23 protein-coding genes and 2 tRNA genes are annotated in these 22,582 nt (G+C 67.4%); 21 read left to right on the top strand and 4 right to left on the bottom strand.

Annotated features, from left to right (window positions below):
• Positions 1-64: 64 nt before the first annotated feature.
• The 4 genes from ACYVDK_RS13270 to ACYVDK_RS13255 all read left to right on the top strand — a co-directional run bounded on the left by ACYVDK_RS13270 (position 65) and on the right by ACYVDK_RS13255 (position 4,579).
• Entirely contained in the window at positions 65-832 is a 768-nt protein-coding gene (locus ACYVDK_RS13270; RefSeq protein ID WP_460522488.1) for an alpha/beta fold hydrolase, read from the top strand.
• 86 nt (positions 833-918) lie between these two features.
• On the top strand, positions 919-1,797 hold the full coding sequence (locus ACYVDK_RS13265; RefSeq protein WP_460522486.1) for a fumarylacetoacetate hydrolase family protein: 879 nt from the start codon (positions 919-921) through the stop codon (positions 1,795-1,797).
• 171 nt (positions 1,798-1,968) lie between these two features.
• Positions 1,969-3,735, top strand: a complete 1,767-nt coding sequence (leuA, locus tag ACYVDK_RS13260; protein ID WP_460522484.1) for a 2-isopropylmalate synthase — start codon at positions 1,969-1,971, stop codon at positions 3,733-3,735.
• Positions 3,736-3,757: 22 nt separating this feature from the next.
• The gene (locus ACYVDK_RS13255; protein WP_460522482.1) at positions 3,758-4,579 is read left to right on the top strand and encodes a phosphotransferase; all 822 of its coding nucleotides are present in this window, start codon (positions 3,758-3,760) and stop codon (positions 4,577-4,579) included.
• A gap of 53 nt (positions 4,580-4,632) precedes the next feature.
• Here the strand turns inward: ACYVDK_RS13255 and ACYVDK_RS13250 are convergent, their stop codons facing one another.
• Entirely contained in the window at positions 4,633-5,343 is a 711-nt protein-coding gene (locus ACYVDK_RS13250; protein ID WP_460522480.1) for a trimeric intracellular cation channel family protein, read from the bottom strand.
• Between the two features lie 71 nt (positions 5,344-5,414).
• Between ACYVDK_RS13250 and recO the strand changes: the two genes are divergently transcribed.
• From recO to ACYVDK_RS13235, 3 genes are read left to right on the top strand one after another with little or no spacing between them, the layout of a single operon-like run.
• Entirely contained in the window at positions 5,415-6,158 is a 744-nt protein-coding gene (gene recO / locus ACYVDK_RS13245) for a DNA repair protein RecO (RefSeq protein WP_460522478.1), read from the top strand.
• Positions 6,155-6,964, top strand: a complete 810-nt coding sequence (locus tag ACYVDK_RS13240; RefSeq protein WP_460522476.1) for an undecaprenyl diphosphate synthase family protein — start codon at positions 6,155-6,157, stop codon at positions 6,962-6,964. The genes recO and ACYVDK_RS13240 overlap by 4 nt, the downstream gene beginning before the upstream one ends.
• Positions 6,965-6,993: 29 nt before the next feature.
• The gene (locus ACYVDK_RS13235; RefSeq protein ID WP_460522474.1) at positions 6,994-7,677 is read left to right on the top strand and encodes a DsbA family oxidoreductase; all 684 of its coding nucleotides are present in this window, start codon (positions 6,994-6,996) and stop codon (positions 7,675-7,677) included.
• Between the two features lie 237 nt (positions 7,678-7,914).
• On the opposite strand, the gene ACYVDK_RS13230 is transcribed toward ACYVDK_RS13235, so the two are convergent.
• Entirely contained in the window at positions 7,915-8,385 is a 471-nt protein-coding gene (locus ACYVDK_RS13230; protein WP_460522762.1) for an aminoacyl-tRNA deacylase, read from the bottom strand.
• An 82-nt stretch (positions 8,386-8,467) separates the two neighbouring features.
• On the opposite strand from ACYVDK_RS13230, the gene dusB reads away from it, so the two are divergent.
• Together dusB and ACYVDK_RS13220 are read left to right on the top strand one after the other, a co-directional pair.
• The gene (dusB, locus tag ACYVDK_RS13225; RefSeq protein ID WP_460522472.1) at positions 8,468-9,655 is read left to right on the top strand and encodes a tRNA dihydrouridine synthase; all 1,188 of its coding nucleotides are present in this window, start codon (positions 8,468-8,470) and stop codon (positions 9,653-9,655) included.
• Entirely contained in the window at positions 9,645-10,970 is a 1,326-nt protein-coding gene (locus tag ACYVDK_RS13220) for a deoxyguanosinetriphosphate triphosphohydrolase family protein (protein ID WP_460522470.1), read from the top strand. The genes dusB and ACYVDK_RS13220 overlap by 11 nt, the downstream gene beginning before the upstream one ends.
• 13 nt (positions 10,971-10,983) lie before the next feature.
• Here the strand turns inward: ACYVDK_RS13220 and ACYVDK_RS13215 are convergent, their stop codons facing one another.
• Positions 10,984-11,205 carry a hypothetical protein gene (locus tag ACYVDK_RS13215; protein ID WP_460522468.1) on the bottom strand — a complete coding sequence of 74 codons (222 nt, stop codon included), beginning with the start codon at positions 11,203-11,205 and terminating at the stop codon, positions 10,984-10,986.
• A gap of 119 nt (positions 11,206-11,324) precedes the next feature.
• Between ACYVDK_RS13215 and ACYVDK_RS13210 the strand changes: the two genes are divergently transcribed.
• The 9 genes from ACYVDK_RS13210 (at position 11,325) to ACYVDK_RS13170 (ending at position 19,136) form a co-directional block, all read left to right on the top strand.
• Positions 11,325-11,948: a TetR/AcrR family transcriptional regulator gene (locus ACYVDK_RS13210; protein ID WP_460522466.1), complete on the top strand. Its 624-nt coding sequence runs from the start codon at positions 11,325-11,327 to the stop codon at positions 11,946-11,948.
• A gap of 79 nt (positions 11,949-12,027) precedes the next feature.
• A complete protein-coding gene (gene dnaG, locus ACYVDK_RS13205; RefSeq protein ID WP_460522464.1) occupies positions 12,028-13,968 on the top strand; it encodes a DNA primase in 1,941 nt (646 codons plus the stop codon).
• A gap of 59 nt (positions 13,969-14,027) precedes the next feature.
• On the top strand, positions 14,028-14,843 hold the full coding sequence (locus tag ACYVDK_RS13200) for an ABC transporter ATP-binding protein (RefSeq protein ID WP_460522462.1): 816 nt from the start codon (positions 14,028-14,030) through the stop codon (positions 14,841-14,843).
• A gap of 86 nt (positions 14,844-14,929) precedes the next feature.
• A tRNA-Asn gene (locus ACYVDK_RS13195) sits at positions 14,930-15,002 on the top strand.
• A gap of 49 nt (positions 15,003-15,051) precedes the next feature.
• The gene (locus ACYVDK_RS13190) at positions 15,052-15,756 is read left to right on the top strand and encodes an MgtC/SapB family protein (RefSeq protein WP_460522460.1); all 705 of its coding nucleotides are present in this window, start codon (positions 15,052-15,054) and stop codon (positions 15,754-15,756) included.
• A 37-nt stretch (positions 15,757-15,793) separates the two neighbouring features.
• Positions 15,794-16,672 (top strand): sulfurtransferase, encoded by an 879-nt coding sequence (locus ACYVDK_RS13185; RefSeq protein ID WP_460522458.1) that lies wholly within the window; start codon positions 15,794-15,796, stop codon positions 16,670-16,672.
• Between the two features lie 56 nt (positions 16,673-16,728).
• The gene (locus tag ACYVDK_RS13180; RefSeq protein ID WP_460522456.1) at positions 16,729-17,973 is read left to right on the top strand and encodes a sensor histidine kinase; all 1,245 of its coding nucleotides are present in this window, start codon (positions 16,729-16,731) and stop codon (positions 17,971-17,973) included.
• A complete protein-coding gene (locus ACYVDK_RS13175) occupies positions 17,970-18,632 on the top strand; it encodes a transcriptional regulator (RefSeq protein ID WP_460522454.1) in 663 nt (220 codons plus the stop codon). The genes ACYVDK_RS13180 and ACYVDK_RS13175 overlap by 4 nt, the downstream gene beginning before the upstream one ends.
• Before the next feature lie 150 nt (positions 18,633-18,782).
• Positions 18,783-19,136, top strand: coding sequence for an SHOCT domain-containing protein (locus ACYVDK_RS13170; RefSeq protein ID WP_460522452.1), 354 nt, complete (start codon positions 18,783-18,785; stop codon positions 19,134-19,136).
• A gap of 81 nt (positions 19,137-19,217) precedes the next feature.
• Here the strand turns inward: ACYVDK_RS13170 and def are convergent, their stop codons facing one another.
• Positions 19,218-19,784 carry a peptide deformylase gene (gene def, locus ACYVDK_RS13165; RefSeq protein ID WP_460522450.1) on the bottom strand — a complete coding sequence of 189 codons (567 nt, stop codon included), beginning with the start codon at positions 19,782-19,784 and terminating at the stop codon, positions 19,218-19,220.
• A gap of 41 nt (positions 19,785-19,825) precedes the next feature.
• On the opposite strand from def, the gene ACYVDK_RS13160 reads away from it, so the two are divergent.
• The 3 genes from ACYVDK_RS13160 (at position 19,826) to ACYVDK_RS13150 (ending at position 22,240) form a co-directional block, all read left to right on the top strand.
• Positions 19,826-20,782: a DMT family transporter gene (locus ACYVDK_RS13160; protein ID WP_460522448.1), complete on the top strand. Its 957-nt coding sequence runs from the start codon at positions 19,826-19,828 to the stop codon at positions 20,780-20,782.
• 87 nt (positions 20,783-20,869) lie between these two features.
• Positions 20,870-22,150 carry a glycosyltransferase gene (locus ACYVDK_RS13155; protein WP_460522446.1) on the top strand — a complete coding sequence of 427 codons (1,281 nt, stop codon included), beginning with the start codon at positions 20,870-20,872 and terminating at the stop codon, positions 22,148-22,150.
• Positions 22,151-22,166: 16 nt separating this feature from the next.
• A tRNA-Ile gene (locus tag ACYVDK_RS13150) sits at positions 22,167-22,240 on the top strand.
• The last annotated feature ends 342 nt before the right edge of the window (positions 22,241-22,582 follow it).

Below are 22,582 nucleotides of genomic sequence, written 5' to 3'. Positions count from 1 at the left end.
TTCACGGCCTCGGTGTACAACCGCCCCCTGAGCGACGGACACTGCGGACGCCTACGCTGGATGAATGCCTCGCCGTCCCGATCTGCCCGTGAACCGCTATCGGGGGCGAGACGGTGCCTCTCTCGCGTATCGCGAACTCGGCGAAGGCCGCCCGGTGGTCCTGATCCACGGGTTCTTCTCCTCCGCGTACGTGAACTGGATCCGCTACGGGCACGCGAAGCTGTTGGCCGACTCGGGCTTGCGGGTGATCATGCCCGATCTGCGCGCGCACGGCGATAGCGACAGCGATCACGACCCGGCACGGTATCCGCGCGATGTGCTGGCCGACGATGCGTTCGGGCTGATCGAGCAGCTGGGACTGACCGATTACGACCTGGGCGGGTACTCGCTCGGTGCGCGCACGACGGTGCGGATGCTCGTGCGCGGCGCCGAGCCAGGACGCGCCGTCGTCGCGGGCATGGGTCTCGGCGGCGTCACCGAGGTCGAGAAGCGCAACAAGTTCTTCGCGCGCGTCTTCGACGGACTCGGAACGCATGCACGAGGTACCGAGGAGTGGCGTTCCGAGGCGTTCATGCGCACCATGAAGGGCGACCCGGTGCCATTGCGCCTCGTGTTGGAGACGTCGGTGGGAGCCACCGTCGAAGAGCTCGCCGCCATCGCCACGCCGACCCTCGTCGTCATGGGAGAGGATGATCGGGGCCACGGTTCCGGCGCTGAACTGGCCGACGCGATGCCGCTCGCGAGGTTCGTCGAGATTCCGGGCAACCACATGAGTGCCGTCACCGACCCTGCGCTCGGCATGGCCATGCGCGACTTCCTGGTGCCGCGATAGAGTACAGCTTGCCGCCGATTGGTCGGATGTTTACTCCGACCCGGTCGCAGATTTTCACTCCGTCTTTCCACCGAAAGCAGGCAGCCGTGCGCATCGCCAACCTCTCCGGACGACTCGTGCTTCTCTCTGATGAGCGCGCTCTTGACGTGGAACGGGCCAGCGATGGCCGGTTCTCGTCCGATCCCCAGTCGGTCTACGTGCGCTGGAGTGAGTTCTCGCAGTGGGCAACCGTGCAGAACGTCGCGGCCGGCGCCCATTACGATCAGCGCGACCTCGGACCCGCCGTGCCGCGGCCGTCGCAGGTGTTCGCCATCGGGCTGAACTATGCGAGCCATGCGGGTGAGTCTGGGCTGAACATCCCGGAGAACCCGATGGTCTTCACCAAGTTCGTCTCGAGCTTCACCGGCGCCGACGTGGAGGTAGAGCTCACCGGAGACACTGTCGACTGGGAGGTCGAGCTGGTCGCGGTGATCGGTGAGGGCGGCCGCGACATCCGCGAGGAGGATGCCTGGACGCACGTAGCAGGGCTGACCATCGGTCAGGACATCAGCGACCGCACCGTGCAGTTCTGGGGCGAGCCCGCGCAGTTCTCGATCGGCAAGTCGTTGAAGGGATTCGCCCCGATCGGTCCCGCCGTTGTCACGCTCGACGAACTGCAGAAGACCGCCGACCGGTCCGACCTTTCGATCGGATGCACCATCACCCGCGCCGACGGCAGCACCGAGGTGCTGCAGAACGGCCGCACGAGCGACATGATCTTCACCGTTCCCGTGCTCATCGCCCGACTCTCCGCCCTCGTCGAGCTCCTGCCAGGAGACGTGATCTTCACCGGCACCCCCGAGGGAGTCGGTCTCGGCCGCACGCCGCGGGTGTATCTGGAGCCGGGGCAGAGCGTGACGAGCGAGATCGAGGGACTGGGCAGCATCCGTCAGCGGTTCGTGGCTCCGAGCGCCCCGCAGAGCTGACGGCCCGTTCTGAAGGCGGGGCGACGGGACGCCGGGGCGGCGGGTGTACCCTGAAACCGTGCGCTTCGGCATGCTCCTTCTTAGCTGCCGCGACGAGGCCTAGTCTCTCGGCCTCCCTCGTCGCGGAGTTCGTCGTCGGCTGAACAACTTTCGCGAGAAGAAGAGAACACCATGCAGAACACCCAACAGCCGTCTGCGATGCCGATTCACAAGTACCGGCCGTTTCACGAGCAGATCCGTGTAGAGCTGCCCGACCGCACCTGGCCGGACGCCCGCATCACGAAGGCACCGCGGTGGTGCGCCGTCGACCTGCGCGATGGCAACCAGGCGCTCATCGATCCGATGAGCCCTGAGCGCAAGCGCATCATGTTCGACCTACTGGTGCGCATGGGCTACAAGGAGATCGAGGTCGGGTTTCCGAGCGCCAGCCAGACCGACTTCGACTTCGTCCGCAGCCTGATCGAGACCGGCGCGATTCCCGACGATGTGGCGATCCAGGTACTGACACAGGCCCGCGACCACCTGATCGAGCGCACGTACGAGGCTATCCGTGGCGCCAAACAGGCCATCGTGCATCTGTACAATTCCACAAGCGTTCTGCAGCGGGCCGTCGTGTTCCGCACCGACCAGCGAGGCATCATCGATATCGCACTGCGTGGTGCCCGCAAGTGCAAAGAGCTCGAATCGACCGTTCCCGGCACGACCGTCTATTACGAGTACTCGCCCGAGAGCTACACCGGCACGGAACTCGAGTTCGCAGCAGACATCTGCAACCAGGTGCTGGAGGTGTTCGAGCCCACGCCCGAACGCAACGTGATCATCAACCTGCCTGCGACGGTGGAGATGGCGACGCCGAACGTGTACGCGGACTCGATCGAGTGGATGTCCCGGCATCTGAATCACCGCGAGCACGTCATCCTCTCGCTGCACCCGCACAACGACCGCGGAACCGCTATCGCGGCGGCCGAGCTCGGTTACCTTGCCGGTGCCGACCGCATCGAAGGATGCCTGTTCGGCAACGGCGAGCGCACCGGCAACGTCGACATCGTGGCGCTGGGCGTCAACCTGTTCACGCAGGGCATCGACCCGCAGATCGATTTCGGCGACATCGACGGCATCAAGCACACGGTCGAGTACTGCAACCAGTTGCCCGTGAACGAGCGGCACCCCTGGGTGGGAGACCTCGTCTTCACCGCGTTCAGCGGTTCGCACCAGGACGCGATCAAGAAGGGTTTCGAGGCGATGGCCGCGAACGCCGACGAGCAGGGAGTCGACGTCGACGAGCTCGTGTGGGCAGTGCCTTACCTGCCGGTAGACCCCAAGGATCTGGGTCGCAGCTACGAGGCGGTCATCCGGGTCAACTCGCAGTCCGGCAAGGGCGGCGTGGCCTACCTGCTGAAGAACGATCACGCACTCGATCTGCCGCGCAAGCTGCAGATCGAGTTCTCCGGCGTGGTGCAGGCCAAGACCGATGCCGAGGGCGGCGAGGTCACGAGCGACCACCTGTGGAGCATCTTCAGCGACGAGTATCTGCCGAGCGCCCACGAGACAGAGAAATGGGGACGTCTCGAGGTGCAGTCCACCGCAACGACGAAGGATGAGTCCGGCACATTGTCGTTGCGTGTGAAGCTGCGCGACGGGAACGACGTGGAATGGACCGAGGCGAGCGGCAACGGCCCCATCGACGCGTTCCTGACGCTGCTGGCCGCACGCGGCATCCAGGTGTCCCTCTACGACTACGTCGAGCACACCATGTCGGAGGGGGGCGACGCCCAGGCGGCCTCCTACGTCGAGCTGCAGGTCGGCGAACGACGGCTGTGGGGCGTCGGCATCGACTCCGACACCGTCTCGGCGTCACTGAAGGCGATCGTGTCGGCCGTCAACCGTGCGGTGCGTGTCGGTGACGGTGTGACCGAGCGCCAGTTGGCATCCGCCTGATCGCGCCACGTCCTGCTCAGTGGTGAGTCTCCCTCTTCCCGGCACGGCCGAGCCCGACAGCGGCGTTCCCGCCGTGTCGCACGGCGCGCGTTCCCTTGCGGGCGAACCGGATGCGTCGTTCGCCGTTCCCGAGCCGCTCAGAAGGCGGCTCGGGAACGGCATCGAGTCCATCGTGTGGGTCAACGAGGCCGGCGGTGTCACGGTGCGTGGCCGGCTGGGCGACGAGCGCGTGTTCGCGAAGTGGGCGCCGCCGAACAGCGAGCTCGACCTCGCAGCCGACGCGGAGCGATTGGAGTGGACGGGCCGCTTCATACGTGTTCCCGTCGTACTTGACTACACGTCGGGCGATGACGGAGAGGTCCTTGTAACGCGTGCGCTGCCCGGCACGAACGCGGTGACGAAACGGTGGCGCGCCGAACCCGAGACGTCCGTCCGCGCGCTCGGTGAAGGGTTGCGGCACCTGCATGACGCATTGCCCGTGGCCGGATGCCCATTCGACTGGTCGGTCGCCGAGCGGATCGAACGCAGCCGGGCGCAGCGCATCCCGGAGCGTGTTGCGGCGCTCGATCGGCTGGGCGAGGTGCCCGCCGTCGACACTCTCGTGGTCTGCCATGGCGATGCGTGCGCTCCCAATACTCTGCTGGCCGACGACGGCGTCGTCGTCGGGTACGTGGATCTGGGCCGGATGGGCGTCGCAGACCGCTGGGCCGACATCGCCATCGGTGCGTGGAGCACGGAGTGGAACTACGGCGCGGGCTACGACGCCCTCTACTACGAGGCATACGGAGTCGAGCCCGACGAGGAACGCATCGCGTACTATCGCGCGCTGTGGGACGCGACTTGAGCGGCTTCGCCGCTGGCTGACCTTGTCGAGACCAGGCCGAGGTTTCGACAATCTCAACCAGCGGTGGTGCTGCCATCATCCCGCTTGATGATGGGGATCGCGGAGGTCTCCGCCGCAACCTTGCGGCGATACAGCATCCGCTGCTCCGGTAGCGAGAGATCGAACACGACGGCGAGAATACGGATCACTGCGGTGAGCCCGAACCCCGCGGTGCCCGAGACGAACAGGTCGACGCCGAAGCCGTGCAGAACGACGAGGAGCACGCATCCTGCCGCTGCGGCGACGGCGTACAGCGATCCCACGTGCATGATCGCCACCGGCAGACCCATGATCACGTCGCGCAACACGCTGCCGCCGACCGCGGCGAAGACGCCGACGAACACGGCGGGCACGACCGGAACGCCGAGCCCGAGCGCTTTCGCGGTGCCGAATGCTCCGAACATGCCGATCACGAGGGCGTCCAGCACGACGATGATGAAGTTCAGTCTTCGCAGTGGCCCCGCCAACAGCATGCCGGCCAGGGATGCGGCGATCACCGTGATCAGATACCAGTTGTTGGAGAGCATGGCTGGACGCACCACGAGGAGCAGGTCTCTGGTCAGTCCGCCGCCGAGCCCGACGACGGTTCCGGTGATCGCGACACCCAGCAGGTCGAGCCGCCGTTGGCCGCGAAACCCGGAGGCGAACAGCGCACCCTGGATGCCTCCCAGTGCGACAGCGGTCAGGTCCGCCCAGAGCGGGATGATGAAGGCAGGCTCGGTCACCGCTCCATTGTGGAGCCGCGGCATCCGAGCGGCCTACCTGGCGCCGGGGTCGACACGGCGATAATGGACCGGTGCCCACCTACCGTGATGAAGCCGTCGTGCTGCGCACCCACAAGCTGGGCGAGGCCGATCGCATCGTCACCATGCTGACCAGGGGTCACGGCAAGGTGCGCGCGGTGGCCAAAGGCGTTCGTCGAACGGCCTCGAAGTTCGGTGCGCGCCTCGAACCGTTCATGGTCGCCGACGTGCAGCTCTACGAGGGTCGCAGCCTCGACATCGTCAACCAGGCAGAGTCGCTCGGCGCGTACGGTGCCGAGATCGCTGCCGACTACTCGAGCTTCACGGCTGCCAACGCCATGGTCGAGACGGCCGACCGTCTGACCGAGTCGGAGGGATCGAGGCAGCAGTACCTGCTGCTCGTCGGTGCGCTGCGGTCACTGTCGCGGCACGAGCACGACGCGTCGCTCACGCTCGACTCCTACCTACTGCGCGCGCTCTCGCTTGCCGGGTGGGCACCGAGTTTCGACGCGTGCGCGCGCTGCGGCCGGCCGGGGCAGCATGCGAGCATCGTCGTGCAATTGGGCGGGGTGGTGTGCGACGACTGCGCACCCCCGGGCGCGCCGAGGGTGGGCCGAGAGGTCATCGACCTGCTGATCGCGCTCGTGGAGGGCGACTGGCCGACTGCCGAATCCACGGCTGCCGCCACGCGCGCAAAAGCGAGCGGCATCGTCTCCGCGTACGTCCAATGGCACCTCGAGCGAGGCCTCCGGTCTCTTCCCTACGTCTCCAGGGCAACCACCGGAGAGACGGCATGACTCCGAAGCCCTACACGCACAAGGACGCCGTCGCCTTCCGCCCCGTGGACTGGACGGGCGAGTATCCGCCGCCGTTGCCGACATCCGTGGTGCCCGGCCACATCGCCCTGGTTATGGACGGCAACGGCCGCTGGGCGAATCGTCGCGGGCTCACGCGCATCGAGGGCCACAAGGCGGGGGAGGCCTCCCTGCTCGACGTCGTCGCCGGCGCCATCCAGGTCGGCGTGAAGCAGCTGAGCGTGTATGCGTTCTCCACCGAGAACTGGCGGCGCTCTCCCGACGAGGTGCGATTCCTGATGGGCTTCAACCGCGACGTGCTGCACCGCAGGCGCGATCAGCTGAACGAATGGGGCGTTCGCGTGCGGTGGGCAGGCAGGAAGCCGCGGCTGTGGACATCCGTCATCAAGGAGTTGCAGTTCGCCGAGCGGCTCACGGCGGGCAACGACGTGCTCACGCTGACGATGTGTGTGAACTACGGCGGCCGTACGGAGATCGCGGATGCCGTGCGCAGCATCGCCGACGAGGTCGCAGCAGGAAGAATGCGTGCTTCCGCCATCACAGAGAAGACGATCCAGCGTCACCTGTATGCGCCCGATCTGCCCGACGTCGACCTGTTCGTGCGCAGTTCGGGGGAGCAGCGCACGAGCAACTTCATGCTGTGGCAGAGTGCGTTCGCGGAGATGGTGTTCCTCGACACGTTGTGGCCGGACTTCTCACGCAAGGATCTGTGGCGCGCCGTCGAGTTGTACGCGGCGCGCAGCCGCCGCTTCGGCGGCGCCGTCGATGCTCCGGCCGCAGCGGAATAGCGGCCGGCCATTCACCGTTGCACCTCGATGTGAGCGATCCCATCAAGGTTGACATCTGGTCCGATGTGGCGTGCCCGTGGTGCTACATCGGAAAGCGCAAGTTCGAGGCGGGATCCGGCCTGTTCGCCGGCTCCGGCGATGGTCGAGGCGTGGAGGTCGAGTACCACTCGTTCGAGCTCTCGCCCGACACTCCCGTCGACTTCGAGGGGAATGAGGCCGATTATCTCGCCCAGCACAAGGGGATCAGCTCCGATGAGGCAGCGCAGATGCTGGAGCGCGTGCGTGGAATCGCGGGCCAGGTCGGGCTCGACTACGACTTCGCCGCCATGCAGCACACGAACACGGTCAAGGCGCACGAGCTGATCCACTACGCGAAAGCGCACGGCAAGCAGGCCGAGATGAAGGAACGCCTGCTGAAGGCCTACTTCGTCGAGGGTGGTCACGTCGGTCGCGTCGACGACCTTGCACGCTACGCGTCGGAGATCGGGCTCGACGCCGAGGATGCACGAACCGCGCTCGAGCGCGGCGACTACCTTTCGGCGGTTCGCGAAGACCAGGCCACGGCTCAGGAGTACGGCATCTCCGGCGTGCCGTTCTTCGTGATCGACGGCAAGTACGGGGTCTCCGGAGCGCAGGAGGCGACGACGTTCACGCAGGTGCTGGAGCAGGTGTGGGTGGAGCGCGATGGCGCGTCGGAGGAAGCGTCCGCATGACCGGGCTGAAGCCGCTTGGCGACCCGAACGCGGTCGTCTGCGACGGCGACATCTGTGTGATTCCGACGCCGACGAACGACGAGTCGGCGGCGATCCCGCAGCGCGACTAGCCGTATGGGATGAGACCTGGCGCTGTGCACCTAGCCTCATCCCATACGGCTAGTCTCGCGGAGCGGGTGGCCGCCGGCGGGTGGCCGCTGCTCCGCGGTCGGTGGGACTACCCAACGAGCGGGGACGCTACTCGGAGTCGGTGATGTCGGCGACCGTGGCGCCGAACGCGCGGATCAGCGCGTCCCCATCGACGAACGCGCTGTAGCCGTGCTCGCCTGCACCCATCGCGACGGTGCGACCGGCGACACCGGTATCGGCCACGACGGGCCAGGCGGTCGTCGAACCGAACGGCGTGATGGTTCCGCGCTCGTAACCGGTCGCGGCGAGGGCGAGCGAGGCATCCGGCAGAGAAAGCTTGTTCACGCCCAGCAGCCCGCGCAGCTTCGCCCAGGAGATCTTGCGGCCACCGGGAACCAGCGCGAACAGGTAGTCGCCGTCGTGCCTCTTCACCACGAGCGACTTGACGATCTCCGACGGCTCGATGCCAAGCAGCGCAGCGGCCTCATGCAGGGAGCGAGCCGGGGGTCGCTCGACGATCCGTACGTCGACGCCCCGCGCCGCGGCATCCTCGACGACTCGTTCGCGTCCGGGCGGCATGCGCACCCCGTTCATTCGGTCGACACCTGTTCCGTAGAGCGCCATCTGGTCTTTCAGGCGCCATCTGGGAGAATCGTCAGCGATGTCTCCCTCCGCAACACTAAGCCCCTCGCAGCTCGCGATCGGTCCGCTACGTCTCGACGCTCCCGTCGTGCTCGCGCCGATGGCGGGCATCACCAACACCGCTTTCCGCCGTCTGTGCCGGGAGTTCGGTGCCGGCCTCTACGTGAGCGAGATGATCACCTCCCGTGCGCTGGTCGAGCGCACCCCCGAGTCGATGCGGTTGATCCGTCACCACTCCAGCGAGACGCCGCGGTCGATCCAGCTCTACGGCGTCGACCCGACGACAGTGCGCGAGGCGGTCACCATGCTGGTGGCCGAGGATCGCGCCGACCACATCGACTTGAACTTCGGATGCCCTGTGCCCAAGGTCACGCGCAAGGGCGGGGGAGCCGCGCTGCCGTGGAAGCTCGACCTGTTCCGCGACATCGTGACCGCCGCGGTGCAGGCATCCGGCGACCGGCCGCTCACGATCAAGATGCGCAAGGGCATCGACGCCGACCACCTCACCTATCTGGAGGCCGGTCGCATCGCCGAAGGCGCCGGGGTCGCCTCGATCGCGCTGCATGCGCGAACAGCGTCCCAGTTCTACTCCGGCCACTCCGACTGGTCGGCCATCGCGAAGCTCAAGGAGACCGTGACGAGCGTTCCGGTGCTCGGCAACGGCGACATCTGGACGGGAGAGGATGCCATCCGCATGGTCGAGCAGACCGGCTGCGACGGCGTCGTCGTCGGTCGTGGCTGCCTGGGACGTCCGTGGCTGTTCGGCGACCTCGCCGCAGCGTTCAAAGCCCGCGCGGGTGAGATCAGCGCCGAGCAGGCGCAAGCCGCGACTGCGCGCCCGGGCCTCGGCGAGGTGATGGCCGCGTTCCGGCGGCACGCCGAGCTGCTCGTGGAGTTCTTCGAGAGCGAGGAACGCGGATGCCGCGACATCCGCAAGCACGTCGCCTGGTACTTCAAGGGTTACCCGGTCGGTGGCGACCTCCGGGCGCGGCTGGCCACCGTCGAGTCCCTGCAGCAGCTGGACGATCTGCTGGGCACGCTCGACCCCACGCAGCCGTACCCCGGTGAGGGCGCAGAGGGACCGCGCGGGCGCGCCGGGACGCCGAAGAATCCCGCGCTGCCCGACCGCTGGCTGGAATCGCGCTCCATCGCGGCCGGCGAACACGAGCAGCTGGCCGAAGCAGAGGTGAACACGAGTGGCGGTTGACCCCGGCACCACCACCGATGCCGGGCGCTCCGGCGCCCGCCGGGAACTCGGGCGCCCGGATGCTGCCGGCGCACGCACCGGCTACACCGCTTTCGACCGTGAGCGCTGGCTGCCCGAGCAGCACTCGACCCGGCGCAGCGACTTCGCGCGCGACCGCGCCCGGCTGCTGCACTCCAGTGCGCTGCGCAGGCTCGCCGCCAAGACTCAGGTGCTCAGCCCGTCGGCCGGGCTGGACTTCGCGCGCAACCGGCTGACGCACTCCCTCGAAGTGGCGCAGGTGGGGCGCGAGCTCGCCTCGAGCCTCGGCCTGGATCCGGATGTGGTCGACACGGCATGCCTCGCACACGACATCGGGCATCCGCCGTTCGGGCACAACGGCGAACGGGCGCTGGCCGAATGGTCGAGCGATGTCGGTGGGTTCGAGGGCAACGCGCAGACCCTGCGGCTGCTCACACGACTGGAGCCGAAGGTGTTCGGTGTCGACGGTCATCCGTACGGACTCAATCTGACGCGGGCCAGTCTCGATGCCAGCTGCAAATACCCGTGGCCCGCTTCGTCGTCGGTGGCCGACCCCAGCGGGCGCGCGAAGTTCGGCTTCTACGCAGACGATGAGCCGGCGTTCCACTGGCTGCGCGAGGGAGCACCGGATCGCGTGAGATGCGTCGAGGCTCAGGTGATGGATCTTTCCGACGACATCGCGTACTCGGTTCATGACTTCGAAGACGCGGTGGTCAACGGATACATCGATGTCGCTGCGCTCGGTCGACGGGTCGACCACGACGCGCTCGTGAGCTCCATGTACGAGTGGATCGGCGGCGAGATCGGGCACGACCAGCTCATCGACGCCTTCGATCGGCTGGACAGCCTGGATGTCTGGCTCGACGACTGGGACGGCTCGCGTCGCGCCCAGGCCAGGCTGAAGAACCTGACGAGCCAGCTCATCGGTCGTTTCGCCGTCTCCGCAGCAGGTGCCACGCGGGAGGCGTTCCCGCAGTCGAGCCTCAGTCGCTTCGGCGCCGATGTCGTGGTACCGCCGGGGATCCAGGCGGAGATCGCCGTTCTGAAGGGCATCGTGGCCACGTTCGTGATGTCTCGCAACACCCGTCAGCCGATCTACGCCAGGCAGCGCACGATGCTCACCGAGCTCGCCGATGTGCTGCTGAACACAGGCGAGGCGAACCTCGACCCCGGATCCGCAGAGGACTGGCGGCAGGCAGCTGATGACGCGGCCCGCAAACGCGTCGTCGTCGATCAGGTCGCAAGCCTGACGGACCAGTCGGCGATCTCCTGGTACGAGCGCCTCGCACACCAGTAGGACCACTGACCCATCACGACTCGTGGCGGCTCTGCTGGGCCCGCTTTCCAGCCCACCCGGCGAACAGGACACCCACGACGACTGCGGCCAGGTAACACGCGAGCCAGACCGCGAAACCACCGGGCAGCCACCCGAGCACTCCGGCGTCCGCGTGATTCACCATCAGCCGAATGGCGCTCTGTGCGCCGAGCACGAGCAGTGCCATTCCGACGATCAATACGATGATGTACTTCATCTTGCGGTCTCCCTCTTGTCACGAAGCGCCCTTCGGGCGGCACTCCTCACTGGTATGGTCCGATCGCACCATAACACGTTTTGGTACACTCGAACCATAACGGACTCGAGAGGAATCGGATGCCGAAGCAGGTGGACCACGACCAGCGCAGGCGCCAGATCGCCGAGGCGGTGTGGCGCAAAGCGACCGATGGCGGGCTCGAGAACGTCACTCTGCGGCAGGTCGCCACCGAAGCCCAGGTGTCAGCCAGGCTTCTGCAGTACTACTTCGGCACGAGGGCCGACATGTTGCTCGGTGCGTTGAAGATCCTCAACGAAGACGCGGAGCTCCAGGCACGCGGCCGCCTTGAACTCCTCGGTGACGCGCCCAGCATGCGCACGGTCGTGAGGGGAGTTCTCCTCGAACTTCTTCCCGTCGACGAGGAGCGGCGCACCAGACAGTTGGTCTATTCGGCGTACTTCATGCGGTTCCTGAACGATCCTGAGCTGGCCGACGCCACCCGTGAAGCGCCGCATGCCCTCGAGCATCTCGTAGCGAGTCTCATCCACCAGGGACAGCAGGCGGGCGAAACGTTCCCACAGGTGGATGCCCCGACCGAGGCCGCCATTCTGGTGGCACTCGCGGAAGGCCTGCAGCCGAGCGTTCTGCTGAAACAGCGAGAACCGGACGAGGCAATCGCTCTGATCGATCATCAGCTGGCCCGGGTTTTCGTCGTAGTGGGCGTTCCCGACCACAGGTCCTGAATCGCAGCGAGCCCCGCACGCTCGAGACGCCCTCCACAACCAGCGTTGCCCATGGCGCACGCGCCATAGAATCAACCTCATGGCGGGCCGTATTCGACAGAGCGATGTCGATGAGGTCAAGGCCAGAACGAACCTCGCCGACATCGTCGGCGACTATGTCACTCTCAAGTCCGCCGGGGTGGGATCGCTGAAGGGTCTCTGCCCCTTCCACGACGAGCGCAGCCCGAGCTTCCAGGTGCGTCCTCAGGTCGGTCTCTACCACTGTTTCGGCTGTGGCGAGGGCGGCGACGTGTACGAGTTCCTCATGAAGATGGACCACGTCACCTTCGCCGAGGCGGTGGAGCGGCTCGCCGCCCGCATCGGGTACGGCCTGCACTGCGAGGACGGCGGCCCGGCGGCGGCAGAGTCCGGCAACCGTGCACGCCTCATAGCGGCGAACGCGGCAGCCGAGGAGTTCTTCAGGGAGCGACTCGGTGCGCCCGATGCGGATGCCGCCCGACGATTCCTCGGCGAGCGGGGCTTCGATCCGATCGCCGCAGAGCGCTTCGGTGTGGGTTTCGCCCCGAACGCGTGGGATTCTCTCGGCGCCCACCTGCGCGGCCGCGGGTTCACGGCCGACGAACTGGCGGCATCCGGGCTCGTCTCCACCGGCGAGCGCGGCAGCGCGTACGACAGGTTCCGCGGCCGGGCCATCTGGCCGATCCGCGATGTCACAGGTCAGACCGTCGGGTTCGGCGCGCGCCGGCTTCTCGACGACGACAAGGGGCCGAAGTATCTCAACACGCCCGAGACGGCGATCTATCACAAGGCTCAGGTGCTCTACGGGCTCGATCTCGCCAAACGTGAGATCTCGCGTTCGCACCGCGTCGTCGTCGTAGAGGGCTACACGGACGTGATGGCCTGCCACCTCGCCGGGGTCGACACCGCTGTGGCCACGTGCGGCACGGCGTTCGGCGTCGACCACATCAAAGTGCTGCGTCGCGTGCTCGGCGACGACAGCGGGCTCGGCGAGGTCGTGTTCACGTTCGATCCCGACGAGGCCGGGCAGAAGGCCGCCCTGCGCGCCTTCGGCGAGGAGCAGCGGTTCGCAGCGCAGACCTATGTCGCCGTCGGACCTGCGGGACTCGATCCGTGCGATCTCCGCCTGAAACAGGGCGACACTGCCGTGCGCCATATGGTGGATGCGAAGCGTCCGATGTTCGAGTTCGTCATCAGGCAGGCCCTGAGCAAGTACGACCTTGAAACCGTCGAGGGCCGCGTCGCCGCCCTGCGCGAGTGCGCGCCGATCGTGGCAGGCATCCGCGACACGGCGCTGCGGCCCGGATACACCCGTCAGCTGGCACGGATGCTCGGCGTCGAGCTCGGTGAAGTGCAGCTGGCCGTGCGCACGGCCGGGCAGGGTTCGCTGCGGCGGGTGGCCGCAGGTCAGAGTACACGCGACGCAGGCCGCGGCGAGCCCGGCACGGGCCACGACACCGGTGATCGAGGCGATGAGCGCGACGGGCACGATGGCCGGGTCGGGCACGGGCAGGGTTCGAGCGAGTCGGATGTGACGCTGAAGAGCGTCGGGTCCGATCCCGCGACCAGGCTGGAGCGCGAGGCGTTGATGGCGGTTCTGCAATACCCGCAGCATGTGGGCGCACAACGCGCCACGGCGGTGGCGCACTCCGGCTTCTCGAACGCGTCGCTGGCGGTCGTGCGCGACGCGATCGCGACGAACGTGGAGGCGTATGGCGCTCAGGGCTGGGTGGAACGTGTCGCGGGCGACGTTCCGGCGCCGTTCGCCGGTCTGGTCAGGCAGCTCAGCGTCGCGCCGATCCCGGCGCGCGACGAAGCCGGTGCGGCGGCGTTCGCCACGTCGGTGACGGCGTCCCTGCTCGACCGCGACCTGCTGCGACGCAAAGCGGATGCCCTCGGCCGGCTGCAACGCACCGACCCCGTCGATCGCGAGACGGTGACGGGCATCCAGCGCGAGCTCGTGCAGATCGATGCGGACCGCGCTCGGCTCCGCGGCGAGTGACGTGTTCGAGGCACGCGTGCCGCCAATAGGCTGAATATCATGCCCGCCGGAGCCACCGAATGACAGCACAGACGTACCGCGACCCGATCGTGCTCGACGACCTCTCGGCGGAGTACCCGCCGCATGGCGCCTCAGCCGGATGCGTCGCCTTGCGCGGCATCAGCCTGCACGTGCGACCCGACGAGGTGCTGGGCATCCTAGGCGAGAGCGGCTCCGGGAAGAGCACGCTGGCACGCCTCGTCTCCGGCAGGGCGGGCGCCGACGGGGGAGCGGCACCCAGGATCACCGGTGGCGACGCGGCCGTCATGGGTCACTCGATCAGGCGACTGCGCTCCCGGGATCGCAGGATGCTGACATTCCACGTCGGCTACCTGCAACAGGACGCCGGTGCCCGCCTCGACCGGGCGATGACGGTCTCCGACCTTGTCTCCGCACCCATCTACGAGCGGGACAAGCACTTCAGCAGGCGGGATGCGGGGGCGCGTGCGGCCTCGCTCCTCGACTCGGTGCAGTTGCCGCTCGGTGTGCTCGACAAGTACCCGTATGAGCTCAGCAGCGGCCAGCGGCAGCGAGTCGCCATCGCGCAGGCACTAGTGCTCGGGCCGAGTGTGCTCGTCGCCGACGAGCCGACTGCGGGCATCGACGTGACGGTGCGCGACTCCGTCGTCGACCTGTTGGCGCGACTGCACGGCGAACACGATTTCGCCGCCGTCATCGTCAGCCACGATGCCCGCGTACTGCGGAACGCCACGGCGACGGTCGCGGTGCTGCAGTCCGGATCGCTGGTCGGCTACGGCACCATGGAAGACGTCTTCACTGCGCCGACGCACCCCTACGTGGCTCAGCTCGCTGAGGCGCTCCGGCTCAGCGAATAGCGGCCCCTTCGGCGCCGCGCCCGCCGGTGTCGGCCGATTTGTCCAGGGGCCGCGCTTTGGTAAAGTAGGGGAGCCCCACGGGGCATTCCTCCATAGCTCAATTGGCAGAGCAGCCGGCTGTTAACCGGCAGGTTCTTGGTTCGAGTCCAAGTGGGGGAGCGTCAAGGGCTCGCCGCAGTTGCGGCGGCGGGCATACGGTCGAAGCGTCATGAACAACGCGATCGACGTCTTCCAGGGTCAGGGCTGGCTGCAGCTCGGTGAGTTGGCACTCGCGTTCGTTCTCAGTGCCTTCGTCGGTCTGGAGCGACAGCTGCGCGGCAAGAGCGCAGGGCTTCGCACGCAGGCGATCGTCGGAACATCTGCGGCTCTCTTCCTTCTGGTGAGCAAGTACGGGTTCACGGATGTTCTCGGCCCGCACGTCACCCTCGACCCTTCGCGAGTTGCGGCGCAGGTCGTGACCGGCATCGGCTTTCTCGGGGCCGGGCTCATCCTCACCCGCCGCGGCGCTGTGCACGGCCTGACGACGGCGGCATCCGTGTGGGAGACCGCCGCGATCGGAATGGCAGCGGGAGCCGGCCTCTGGGTGCTCGCGCTGGCCGTGACCGCGTTGCATTTCGTGATCGCGTACGGACTCACGGCGGTCACTCGGCTGCTTCCTCGGGGTCGCAACGCGCAGGTGCAGATCGAGGTCGTCTACCGCGACGGCCGTGGACTTCTCCGGGACGTACTGACGGCGATCACCGGCGGAGGGTGGGTGGTCAGCCGCGCCGACCATCATCCCGCGGGTGACGGGCTGGCGGCGGTGCTGCTGGAGCTGCGTGGCCCGGATGACACTTCACGATTGATCGACGCGCTGAGCGGCATCGATGGCGTGAGCAGCGTGCAACTGGTCGCCGAGGACGAACTCGAGTAGCGCGCGGGCCCACATTCGCGTGAGTAGCGTTGACGTCATGTCCGAACGTTCCGACCTGCTCATCACCGCCGACGACCTCGCAGCTGCGTTGGAGAACGCGGCATCGGGCGGGCGTCGCGTGCGGATCCTCGACGTGCGGTGGCGGCTGGACGTGCCGGACGGCCGCCCGGCGTACCTCGCCGGGCACCTTCCCGACGCCGTGTATGTGGACCTCGACACACAGCTGGCCCAGAAGGGGGACCCTCGCCAGGGCAGGCATCCGTTGCCGCCGATCGAGCAGTTCGAAAAGGATGCCCGCGCCTGGGGGATCGACGAAGACGACCTCGTGGTCGTCTACGACGATCTCGGAAACATGTCAGCCGCCAGGGCGTGGTGGCTGCTTCGGCACGGCGGCTTCGAGAACGTACGGATGCTCGACGGCGGTGTGCGTGCCTGGCTCGCCACCGGTCGCGCGGTCGAGTCCGGCGGCGTGCGGCCGACGCCCGGAAACGTGTCGCTGAGCTACGGCCACCTCCCGGTCGTCTCGATGGACGAAGCACTGCACCTGCCACGCCACGGCGTTCTTCTGGATGCACGTGCCCCTGAGCGGTACCGCGGCGAGACCGAGCCGATCGACCCTCGGGCCGGACACATCCCGGGGGCGCGCAACTCGCCGACGAACGCCAACATCGATGAGTCGGGGCGGTTCCTCGGCGCCCGAGAGCTGAGGGAGCGGTTCGAGGCGGCCGGTGTCTCCGACGACCTTCCGGTGGCGACGTACTGCGGCTCGGGTGTGACGGCGGCGCACAACGCCGCCGCGCTGATGCTTGCAGGGTTCCGGCCCGCCATATATCCGGGGTCGTGGAGCGAGTGGTCGCAGCATGCCGACGCTCCGATCGCGACGGGCGACGAGCAGGCCGTACTCCGCGGGGAGTAGTCATGACCGGCCCGAGGGCCGATGGTGCGGTGACGCCCGCTGGCTAGCATGAGGAGATGCCGTACCCGCCCTGGCTGCGCACCGGGCCCGACTCGGCGCCCGAGGCACACACACGCCGGCCCTGGCGTGCACGGATCTTCGCCACCGCGCTGAGCGTCTTCGTGCAGCTGCCTGGGCTCGCCTTCGCGTTCGCAGGCGCCTGGCACCATGTCAGCGGACCGATCGATCTCGTCGCAGCCGGATCTGTGATGCTGGGGATCGCAGCTGCCGCGCTTCTGCTGCTTCCCTCGCGCAGGGCAGGCGTGATCGCCGTCGCGGCGCTCGCGGTGCCTGCCATCGCACTGGCGCCCGGTCCACCCGCCGCCGCGCTTGCGGTGGCGATCGCCGTGGTGCGCGTAGTGCTCGCCGGCGAATCGATCTGGGCATGGTGCACGCTGGCCGGCATCGGCCTGGCCGGCATCGGCTGGGTTCTGGCTCAGGGCGGAGGCGCGGCGGGCATCCGGATACTCGCAGTCACCATTGCGCTCTGCGTGGTCGCGGGCGCCGCCAGCGGGGCGCGCGGCAGGCGGGAGAGGTTCCGCATCGCGGCCCGCGAGGAGGCATCCCGCCGCCGCTCGGCTGCCGAGGAGGAACGGCTGCGCATCGCTCGCGAGCTGCACGACGTTCTCGCGCACTCGCTCTCGCAGATCAGTGTGCAGGCCGGCGTCGGGCTGCACCTGTTCGACGACGACCCGGAGAGTGCGCGGCAGAGCCTGCGTTCCATTCGCGAGACGAGTGCATCCGCGCTGGATGAGGTGCGCGGTGTGCTCGGGATGCTCCGGCATCCCGACGATTCGGCAGAGGAGTCCGCGCCGCGGCGCCCCGAGCCGAATCTTCAGGCTCTGCCGGCGTTGCTGGAGGAGTCCCGACGTCTCGGACTCGGCGTCGAAGCACGCGGCGACGTCGCGACCGGCGCATGGAACGGTCATCCGCCGGTCTCGGCGGCCGCCCAGACCGCTGCGTATCGCATCGCGCAGGAGTCGTTGACGAATGTGCGACGCCACGCCGCCACGGCCTCCGTGGTGGTGGATGTCGCGGCTCACTCGGATGTCGTCGTCCGTGTCGAGAACGGTCCGTCTGCTGATCCCGTCCCCGACGCCCCGCATCGGGGGACCGGACGCGGCATCCTGGGCATGCGCGAACGCGCAACGGCACTCGGAGGAACACTCGTCGCCGAGGCGACCCCGAACGGTGGATTCCGGGTGATCGCGAGACTGCCGGCGGGCAGCGTCCGCGCCGGACGAAGAGAGGGGGGCGCGTGATTCGCGTCGTTCTGGCAGACGATCAGCAGCTTGTGCGCGCCGGATTCCGCGCGCTGCTCGACCACGAACCAGACATCGAGGTGACGGGCGAGGCAGCATCGGGTCGCGAGGCCCTGGCGGTGGTGCGGCGCGAGCGACCGGATGTCGTGCTCATGGACATCCGGATGCCTGACGGCGATGGTCTGTGGGCGACCTCGGAGATCGTGGGCGACGAGTCGTTGCAGGGCGTGCACGTCGTCATCGTGACCACGTTCGAACTCGACGAGTACGTGTCCGAAGCGATCAGGGCGGGAGCCAGCGGGTTCCTGGTGAAAGACACCGAACCGGTAGAGCTCATCCGCTCGGTTCGCGTCGCTGCGGCCGGCGATGCGCTGCTGTCGCCAGGAGTCACGCGTCGCCTGCTGTCGCGCCTGTCCGGATCCGTGCGACCCGAGGTGACCGCCGCGGCGCTCGAGCCGCTCACAGGGCGGGAGCGCGAGGTGCTCGTACTCGTCGCGGAGGGTCTGAGCAACGCGGAGATCGGCGTGCGGCTCTTCATGAGCCCGCTCACGGCGAAGACGCACGTGTCGCGCATCCTCACGAAGCTCGGTGCACGCGACCGCGTGCACCTCGTGGTCATCGCCTACGAGTCAGGGCTCGTGGCACCTGGACGGTTCTGACCCACCCGGTCCTGCGCCGGCATCGTGCTGCTCGTGCTCCCAGGGGAGCAGAAGGATGCCTCCCGCGGGCGGACGCGCTCGCTTCGACTCTCGCAGGATCCTGGAATCGGCTCGAACGAGCCCGTTCATCGTCAGAAAGGTTCTCGCATCATGGTCAGCGCACTCTTGTCCACGGCGAGCGCGGCACCCGCCGCGGTCGCGGCGCACTGGGGCGGACCGTGGGCAGGCGGGTTCTTCCCGTTCTTCCCGCTGTTCTTCTTCATTCCGATCTTCTGGATCCTCGTGATCGTCCTGATCGTCTTCCTCGTCACCAGGCGCCGCAGAGCGTACTGGCGCGAGCACGGCCCTTCCGGCCGGTTCGGTCCGTACGGGGGCTGGTCGGCGAGCAGCAATGCCGAGTCGACACTCGCCGAGCGCTTCGCGCAGGGCGACATCGACGAGGTGGAGTACCGCAAACGCCTCGAAGTGCTGCGGGCGAACCGGCAGGGACCGTCGCCCCGTTGAGGGCTGCTCGACCGCCGGCCGGAGAACGGCCGGCGGTCGAGCAGCGGCCGGCGCTCAGACCCGGGGTCGAGCGCCGGCGGTTCAGTCCTCGAGGTGGTCGACCCCTGGCAGCCAGCTCTGGCCAGGAACACCCCAGCCCCGCTTGCGCTCCACTTTCGCCGCGGTGCGGGCGTGACCGTCGGTGAGTCGGTCCACATAGAGGAGGCCGTCGAGGTGGTCGTACTCGTGCTGGAAGATGCGCGCCAGCCAGCCGTCTGTCCGCACTTCGAACGGCTTGCCCTCCACGTCGACCGCCTGCAGGATCACCCGGGCGGAACGCAGTAGCGGGAATCTCTCACCCGGGAAAGACAGGCATCCTTCTGATTCCGTGTCGGGGTCCGCGTCACCGGCCGGCACCGGTGCGATCCACAGCGTCGGGTTGATCGCGACGCCGCGATGCTGCTCGTCGGAGTCATCGGTCCAGTCGTAGACGAAGAGTCGCTTCGCCACACCCACCTGCGGGCCGGCCAGTCCGACGCCCGGTGCTGCCTTCATCGTGTCGTACATGTCCTGCACCAGTTCGTGAAGGCTGGAGTCGAACTCCATCACGTCGGTGGCGGGGGCGTGCAGCACGGGATCACCGCAGATGCGGATCGGAAGAACGGCCATTCGACCAGGGTATCGGCGCGCATTGCCGTTAGTGTCGTGACGTGATCTTCGACCTGGCGGCGGCGTCCAGCGACCTCACCGCGCTGCAGCCACGTCAGTTCATCGGCATCCCGATCGCGCTCGTCGGCGCGGTATTCCTCTCGCTCGGCGCGCAACTGCAGCACCGCGGCGTGACCAAGGTCGAGCGACGTACCGACCACGACGGCCGCGGCGGACTTCAACTGAAGCAGCTGACCCTGCTGCTGGCCCGTCCATCGTGGGTGTTCGGCACGATGACGCTGGGCCTTGCCATTGTGCTCCAGCTGACCAGCCTGGCCTTCTCACCCCTGATCGTCGTGCAGCCACTGGGTGCGGTGTCGCTCGTCATCACCGCGATCATCAATGCCAGAATCAGCGGCAACCCGTTGAACAAGCGCACGATCCTGGCGATCTCTCTGTGCGTCGGCGGTGTTGGCGCATTCGTGGTGGTCGCCGCGTTCGCCGCGCGGGAGGTGCCGGTCACCGAAGGCGACCTGATCGAAATCCTCATCGTGCTCGGCGTCGTATTGGTGCTGTTCGGTGTGGCTTTCGCCATCTTTCGGGCGAGGCTGCCTGCCATCGGCTACGTGGTCGGCGCCGGCGTGCTCTACGGATTCGTCGCCACCCTGGCGAAGTCGGTGATCTCGCGTATCGAGCAGCAGGAATTCGACGTGCTCACGCTGTGGTGTGTGCTCGCGCTGCTGGCTGCGGTGGGCCTTGGCGCCTACTTCGTGCAGAACGCTTACGCCTCGGGTCCGCCCGACCTGGTCATCGCAGGCCTGACGGTGATCGACCCGCTCGTCGCCGTGACGATCGGCATAACCATCCTCAACGAGGCTGCCGGAGCGCAGCTGTGGCAGATGCTGGCGTTCGTGCTCTGCGGTGCCGTGGCGATCGTCGGAGTGTTCCTGCTTGCTCGAGTGCACCCGGGCGTGCACTCGTATGACGACGCTGCAGGCCCGGAGAACCCGAGCGGCTGAGGCTCTGCATAGACTGGTGCCTGCGAATTCCCGCCCGGCCTCGACTCCCGGTGCGTTCGATCGTGTCGGCCACAGCTGCTGCACGAAATGAATGAAGAGAAGGACGACTCCTTGACGGACTCACGCGACGCGGTTGCGGAACCCTCGCCTCCCGCGACCTCGCAGCGCAAGCCACTGAAGGTTCTGATCGGTGTCGACACGTTCGCGCCAGACGTCAACGGCGCCGCCCGATTCGCGGAGCGTCTGGCGGCGGGACTTGTCGAGCACGGCCACGAGGTGCACGTGATGGGGCCGTCTGCAGGTCGCAGACATGGCACCTGGATCGAGGAGCACGAGGGCCAGCGCATGGTGATGCACAGGCTGTACAGCTGGCGCTGGCATCCGCATCCGTGGCTGCGGTTTGCGATGCCGTGGACCATCCGGCGCAACAGCGCACACGTACTCGACGAGGTGCGCCCCGACGTGGTGCACTTCCAGTCCCCGGTCATCGTGGGCCGAGGGCTGTCGATCGAGGCGCAGAAGCGCGGCATCCGGCTCATCGGCACGAACCACCTCATGCCCGAGAACATGGTCGAGTTCTCCCTCATCCCGAAGTGGCTGCAGGATTGGTCGGTGCACATCGCCTGGAAGGGCGCCGGCCGCACGTTCCAGCGCGCCGAGGCGGTCACCACCCCAACGCACAAGGCTGCCCAGTTCCTCGAAGCACATACCGGGCTGCGCGGGGTGTATGCGGTCTCCTGCGGAGTGGATGCCCACAAATACACGCCGAACTTCGAGCCGCGCACCGAAAATCGCATCGTCTTCGTGGGGCGCGTGACCGGTGAGAAGCAGATCGATGTGCTTCTGCGTGCGGTGCGGATGCTTCCCGATGATCTCGACGTAGGGCTGGAGATCGTCGGCGACGGCGATCAGCGTAGGCATCTGGAGCAGCTCGCCGAGCAGCTCGGCATCGCTGACAGGGTGACATTCACCGGCTATGTGTCCGACGACGAGCTCCGCGAGGCCTACACTCGCGCGACCGTGCTGGCGATGCCGTCGATCGCGGAGCTGCAGTCCATCGTGACGATGGAGGCGATGGCATCCGCACTGCCTGTGGTGGCCGCAGATGCGATGGCCCTTCCGCACTTGGTGCACGATGGCCAGAACGGGTACCTGTTCCGGCCGGGCGATGCCGCCGATCTCGCGGAGAAGCTCGAGCACGTGCTGCGGATGCCGCACGACGAGCTCACCGCGATGAAGAAGGAGTCCCTGCGGCTCATCGCGGCCCACGACATCCAGCGCACGCTGAACACATTCGAGTGCCTGTATCGTGGGGAAACGGTGCCCGACCTCGTCGCCGACGATGTCGCACCGGCCGACGCCGAATAACGGCGTCGCACCTCGAGGGGCGGTAGCTCAGCTGGTTAGAGCATCGGACTCATAATCCGCCGGTCACGGGTTCAAGTCCCGTCCGCCCTACTTCCCTTGAAAACATTGGGAACGGCAGTCATTGAACGGCTGCCGTTCTTTTTGCTTCAGGATCGTTTTGCCCGTTACGTTGTTCGTGCTCCTTGGGGCAGGCTCTGAGGGGTAGTGGCCTGTCGCGTCCGGCATGACGTATTTGCCCTGTCGGTGGATGATCCTTTGTGTGTTGTCACCGGGCGCGGCGTGGTCGTGAGTGATCGCTGATAAGGACCCGGCCGGGCTGATGCTGGAGGCCATCCGTAACGTGGCTGCCGGGAGTGTCCGAGATTCGGTGTAACCGGCGTTTTGTGTACTACAGGTTTTCGGCGGCCGGCATACGGTCGGCGAACGTGACGG

This window comes from Humibacter antri, assembly GCF_054777235.1.
The sequence above is the reverse complement of the archived record's forward strand: the minus strand, read 5'-3'. Positions and strand labels throughout refer to the sequence as shown.

Bases quoted from the DNA above. Each gene is read 5' to 3' on its own strand.
- ACYVDK_RS13270 (WP_460522488.1), top strand. From the start codon at position 65: ATGCCTCGCCGTCCCGATCTGCCCGTGAACCGCTATCGGGGGCGAGAC.
- leuA (WP_460522484.1), top strand. From the start codon at position 1,969: ATGCAGAACACCCAACAGCCGTCTGCGATGCCGATTCACAAGTACCGG.
- ACYVDK_RS13240 (WP_460522476.1), top strand. From the start codon at position 6,155: ATGACTCCGAAGCCCTACACGCACAAGGACGCCGTCGCCTTCCGCCCC.
- ACYVDK_RS13230 (WP_460522762.1), bottom strand. From the start codon at position 8,385: ATGCCGCCCGGACGCGAACGAGTCGTCGAGGATGCCGCGGCGCGGGGC.
- dusB (WP_460522472.1), top strand. From the start codon at position 8,468: ATGTCTCCCTCCGCAACACTAAGCCCCTCGCAGCTCGCGATCGGTCCG.
- ACYVDK_RS13215 (WP_460522468.1), bottom strand. From the start codon at position 11,205: ATGAAGTACATCATCGTATTGATCGTCGGAATGGCACTGCTCGTGCTC.
- ACYVDK_RS13210 (WP_460522466.1), top strand. From the start codon at position 11,325: ATGCCGAAGCAGGTGGACCACGACCAGCGCAGGCGCCAGATCGCCGAG.
- dnaG (WP_460522464.1), top strand. From the start codon at position 12,028: ATGGCGGGCCGTATTCGACAGAGCGATGTCGATGAGGTCAAGGCCAGA.
- ACYVDK_RS13200 (WP_460522462.1), top strand. From the start codon at position 14,028: ATGACAGCACAGACGTACCGCGACCCGATCGTGCTCGACGACCTCTCG.
- ACYVDK_RS13190 (WP_460522460.1), top strand. From the start codon at position 15,052: ATGAACAACGCGATCGACGTCTTCCAGGGTCAGGGCTGGCTGCAGCTC.
- ACYVDK_RS13185 (WP_460522458.1), top strand. From the start codon at position 15,794: ATGTCCGAACGTTCCGACCTGCTCATCACCGCCGACGACCTCGCAGCT.
- ACYVDK_RS13180 (WP_460522456.1), top strand. From the start codon at position 16,729: ATGCCGTACCCGCCCTGGCTGCGCACCGGGCCCGACTCGGCGCCCGAG.
- ACYVDK_RS13170 (WP_460522452.1), top strand. From the start codon at position 18,783: ATGGTCAGCGCACTCTTGTCCACGGCGAGCGCGGCACCCGCCGCGGTC.
- def (WP_460522450.1), bottom strand. From the start codon at position 19,784: ATGGCCGTTCTTCCGATCCGCATCTGCGGTGATCCCGTGCTGCACGCC.
- ACYVDK_RS13155 (WP_460522446.1), top strand. From the start codon at position 20,870: ATGAATGAAGAGAAGGACGACTCCTTGACGGACTCACGCGACGCGGTT.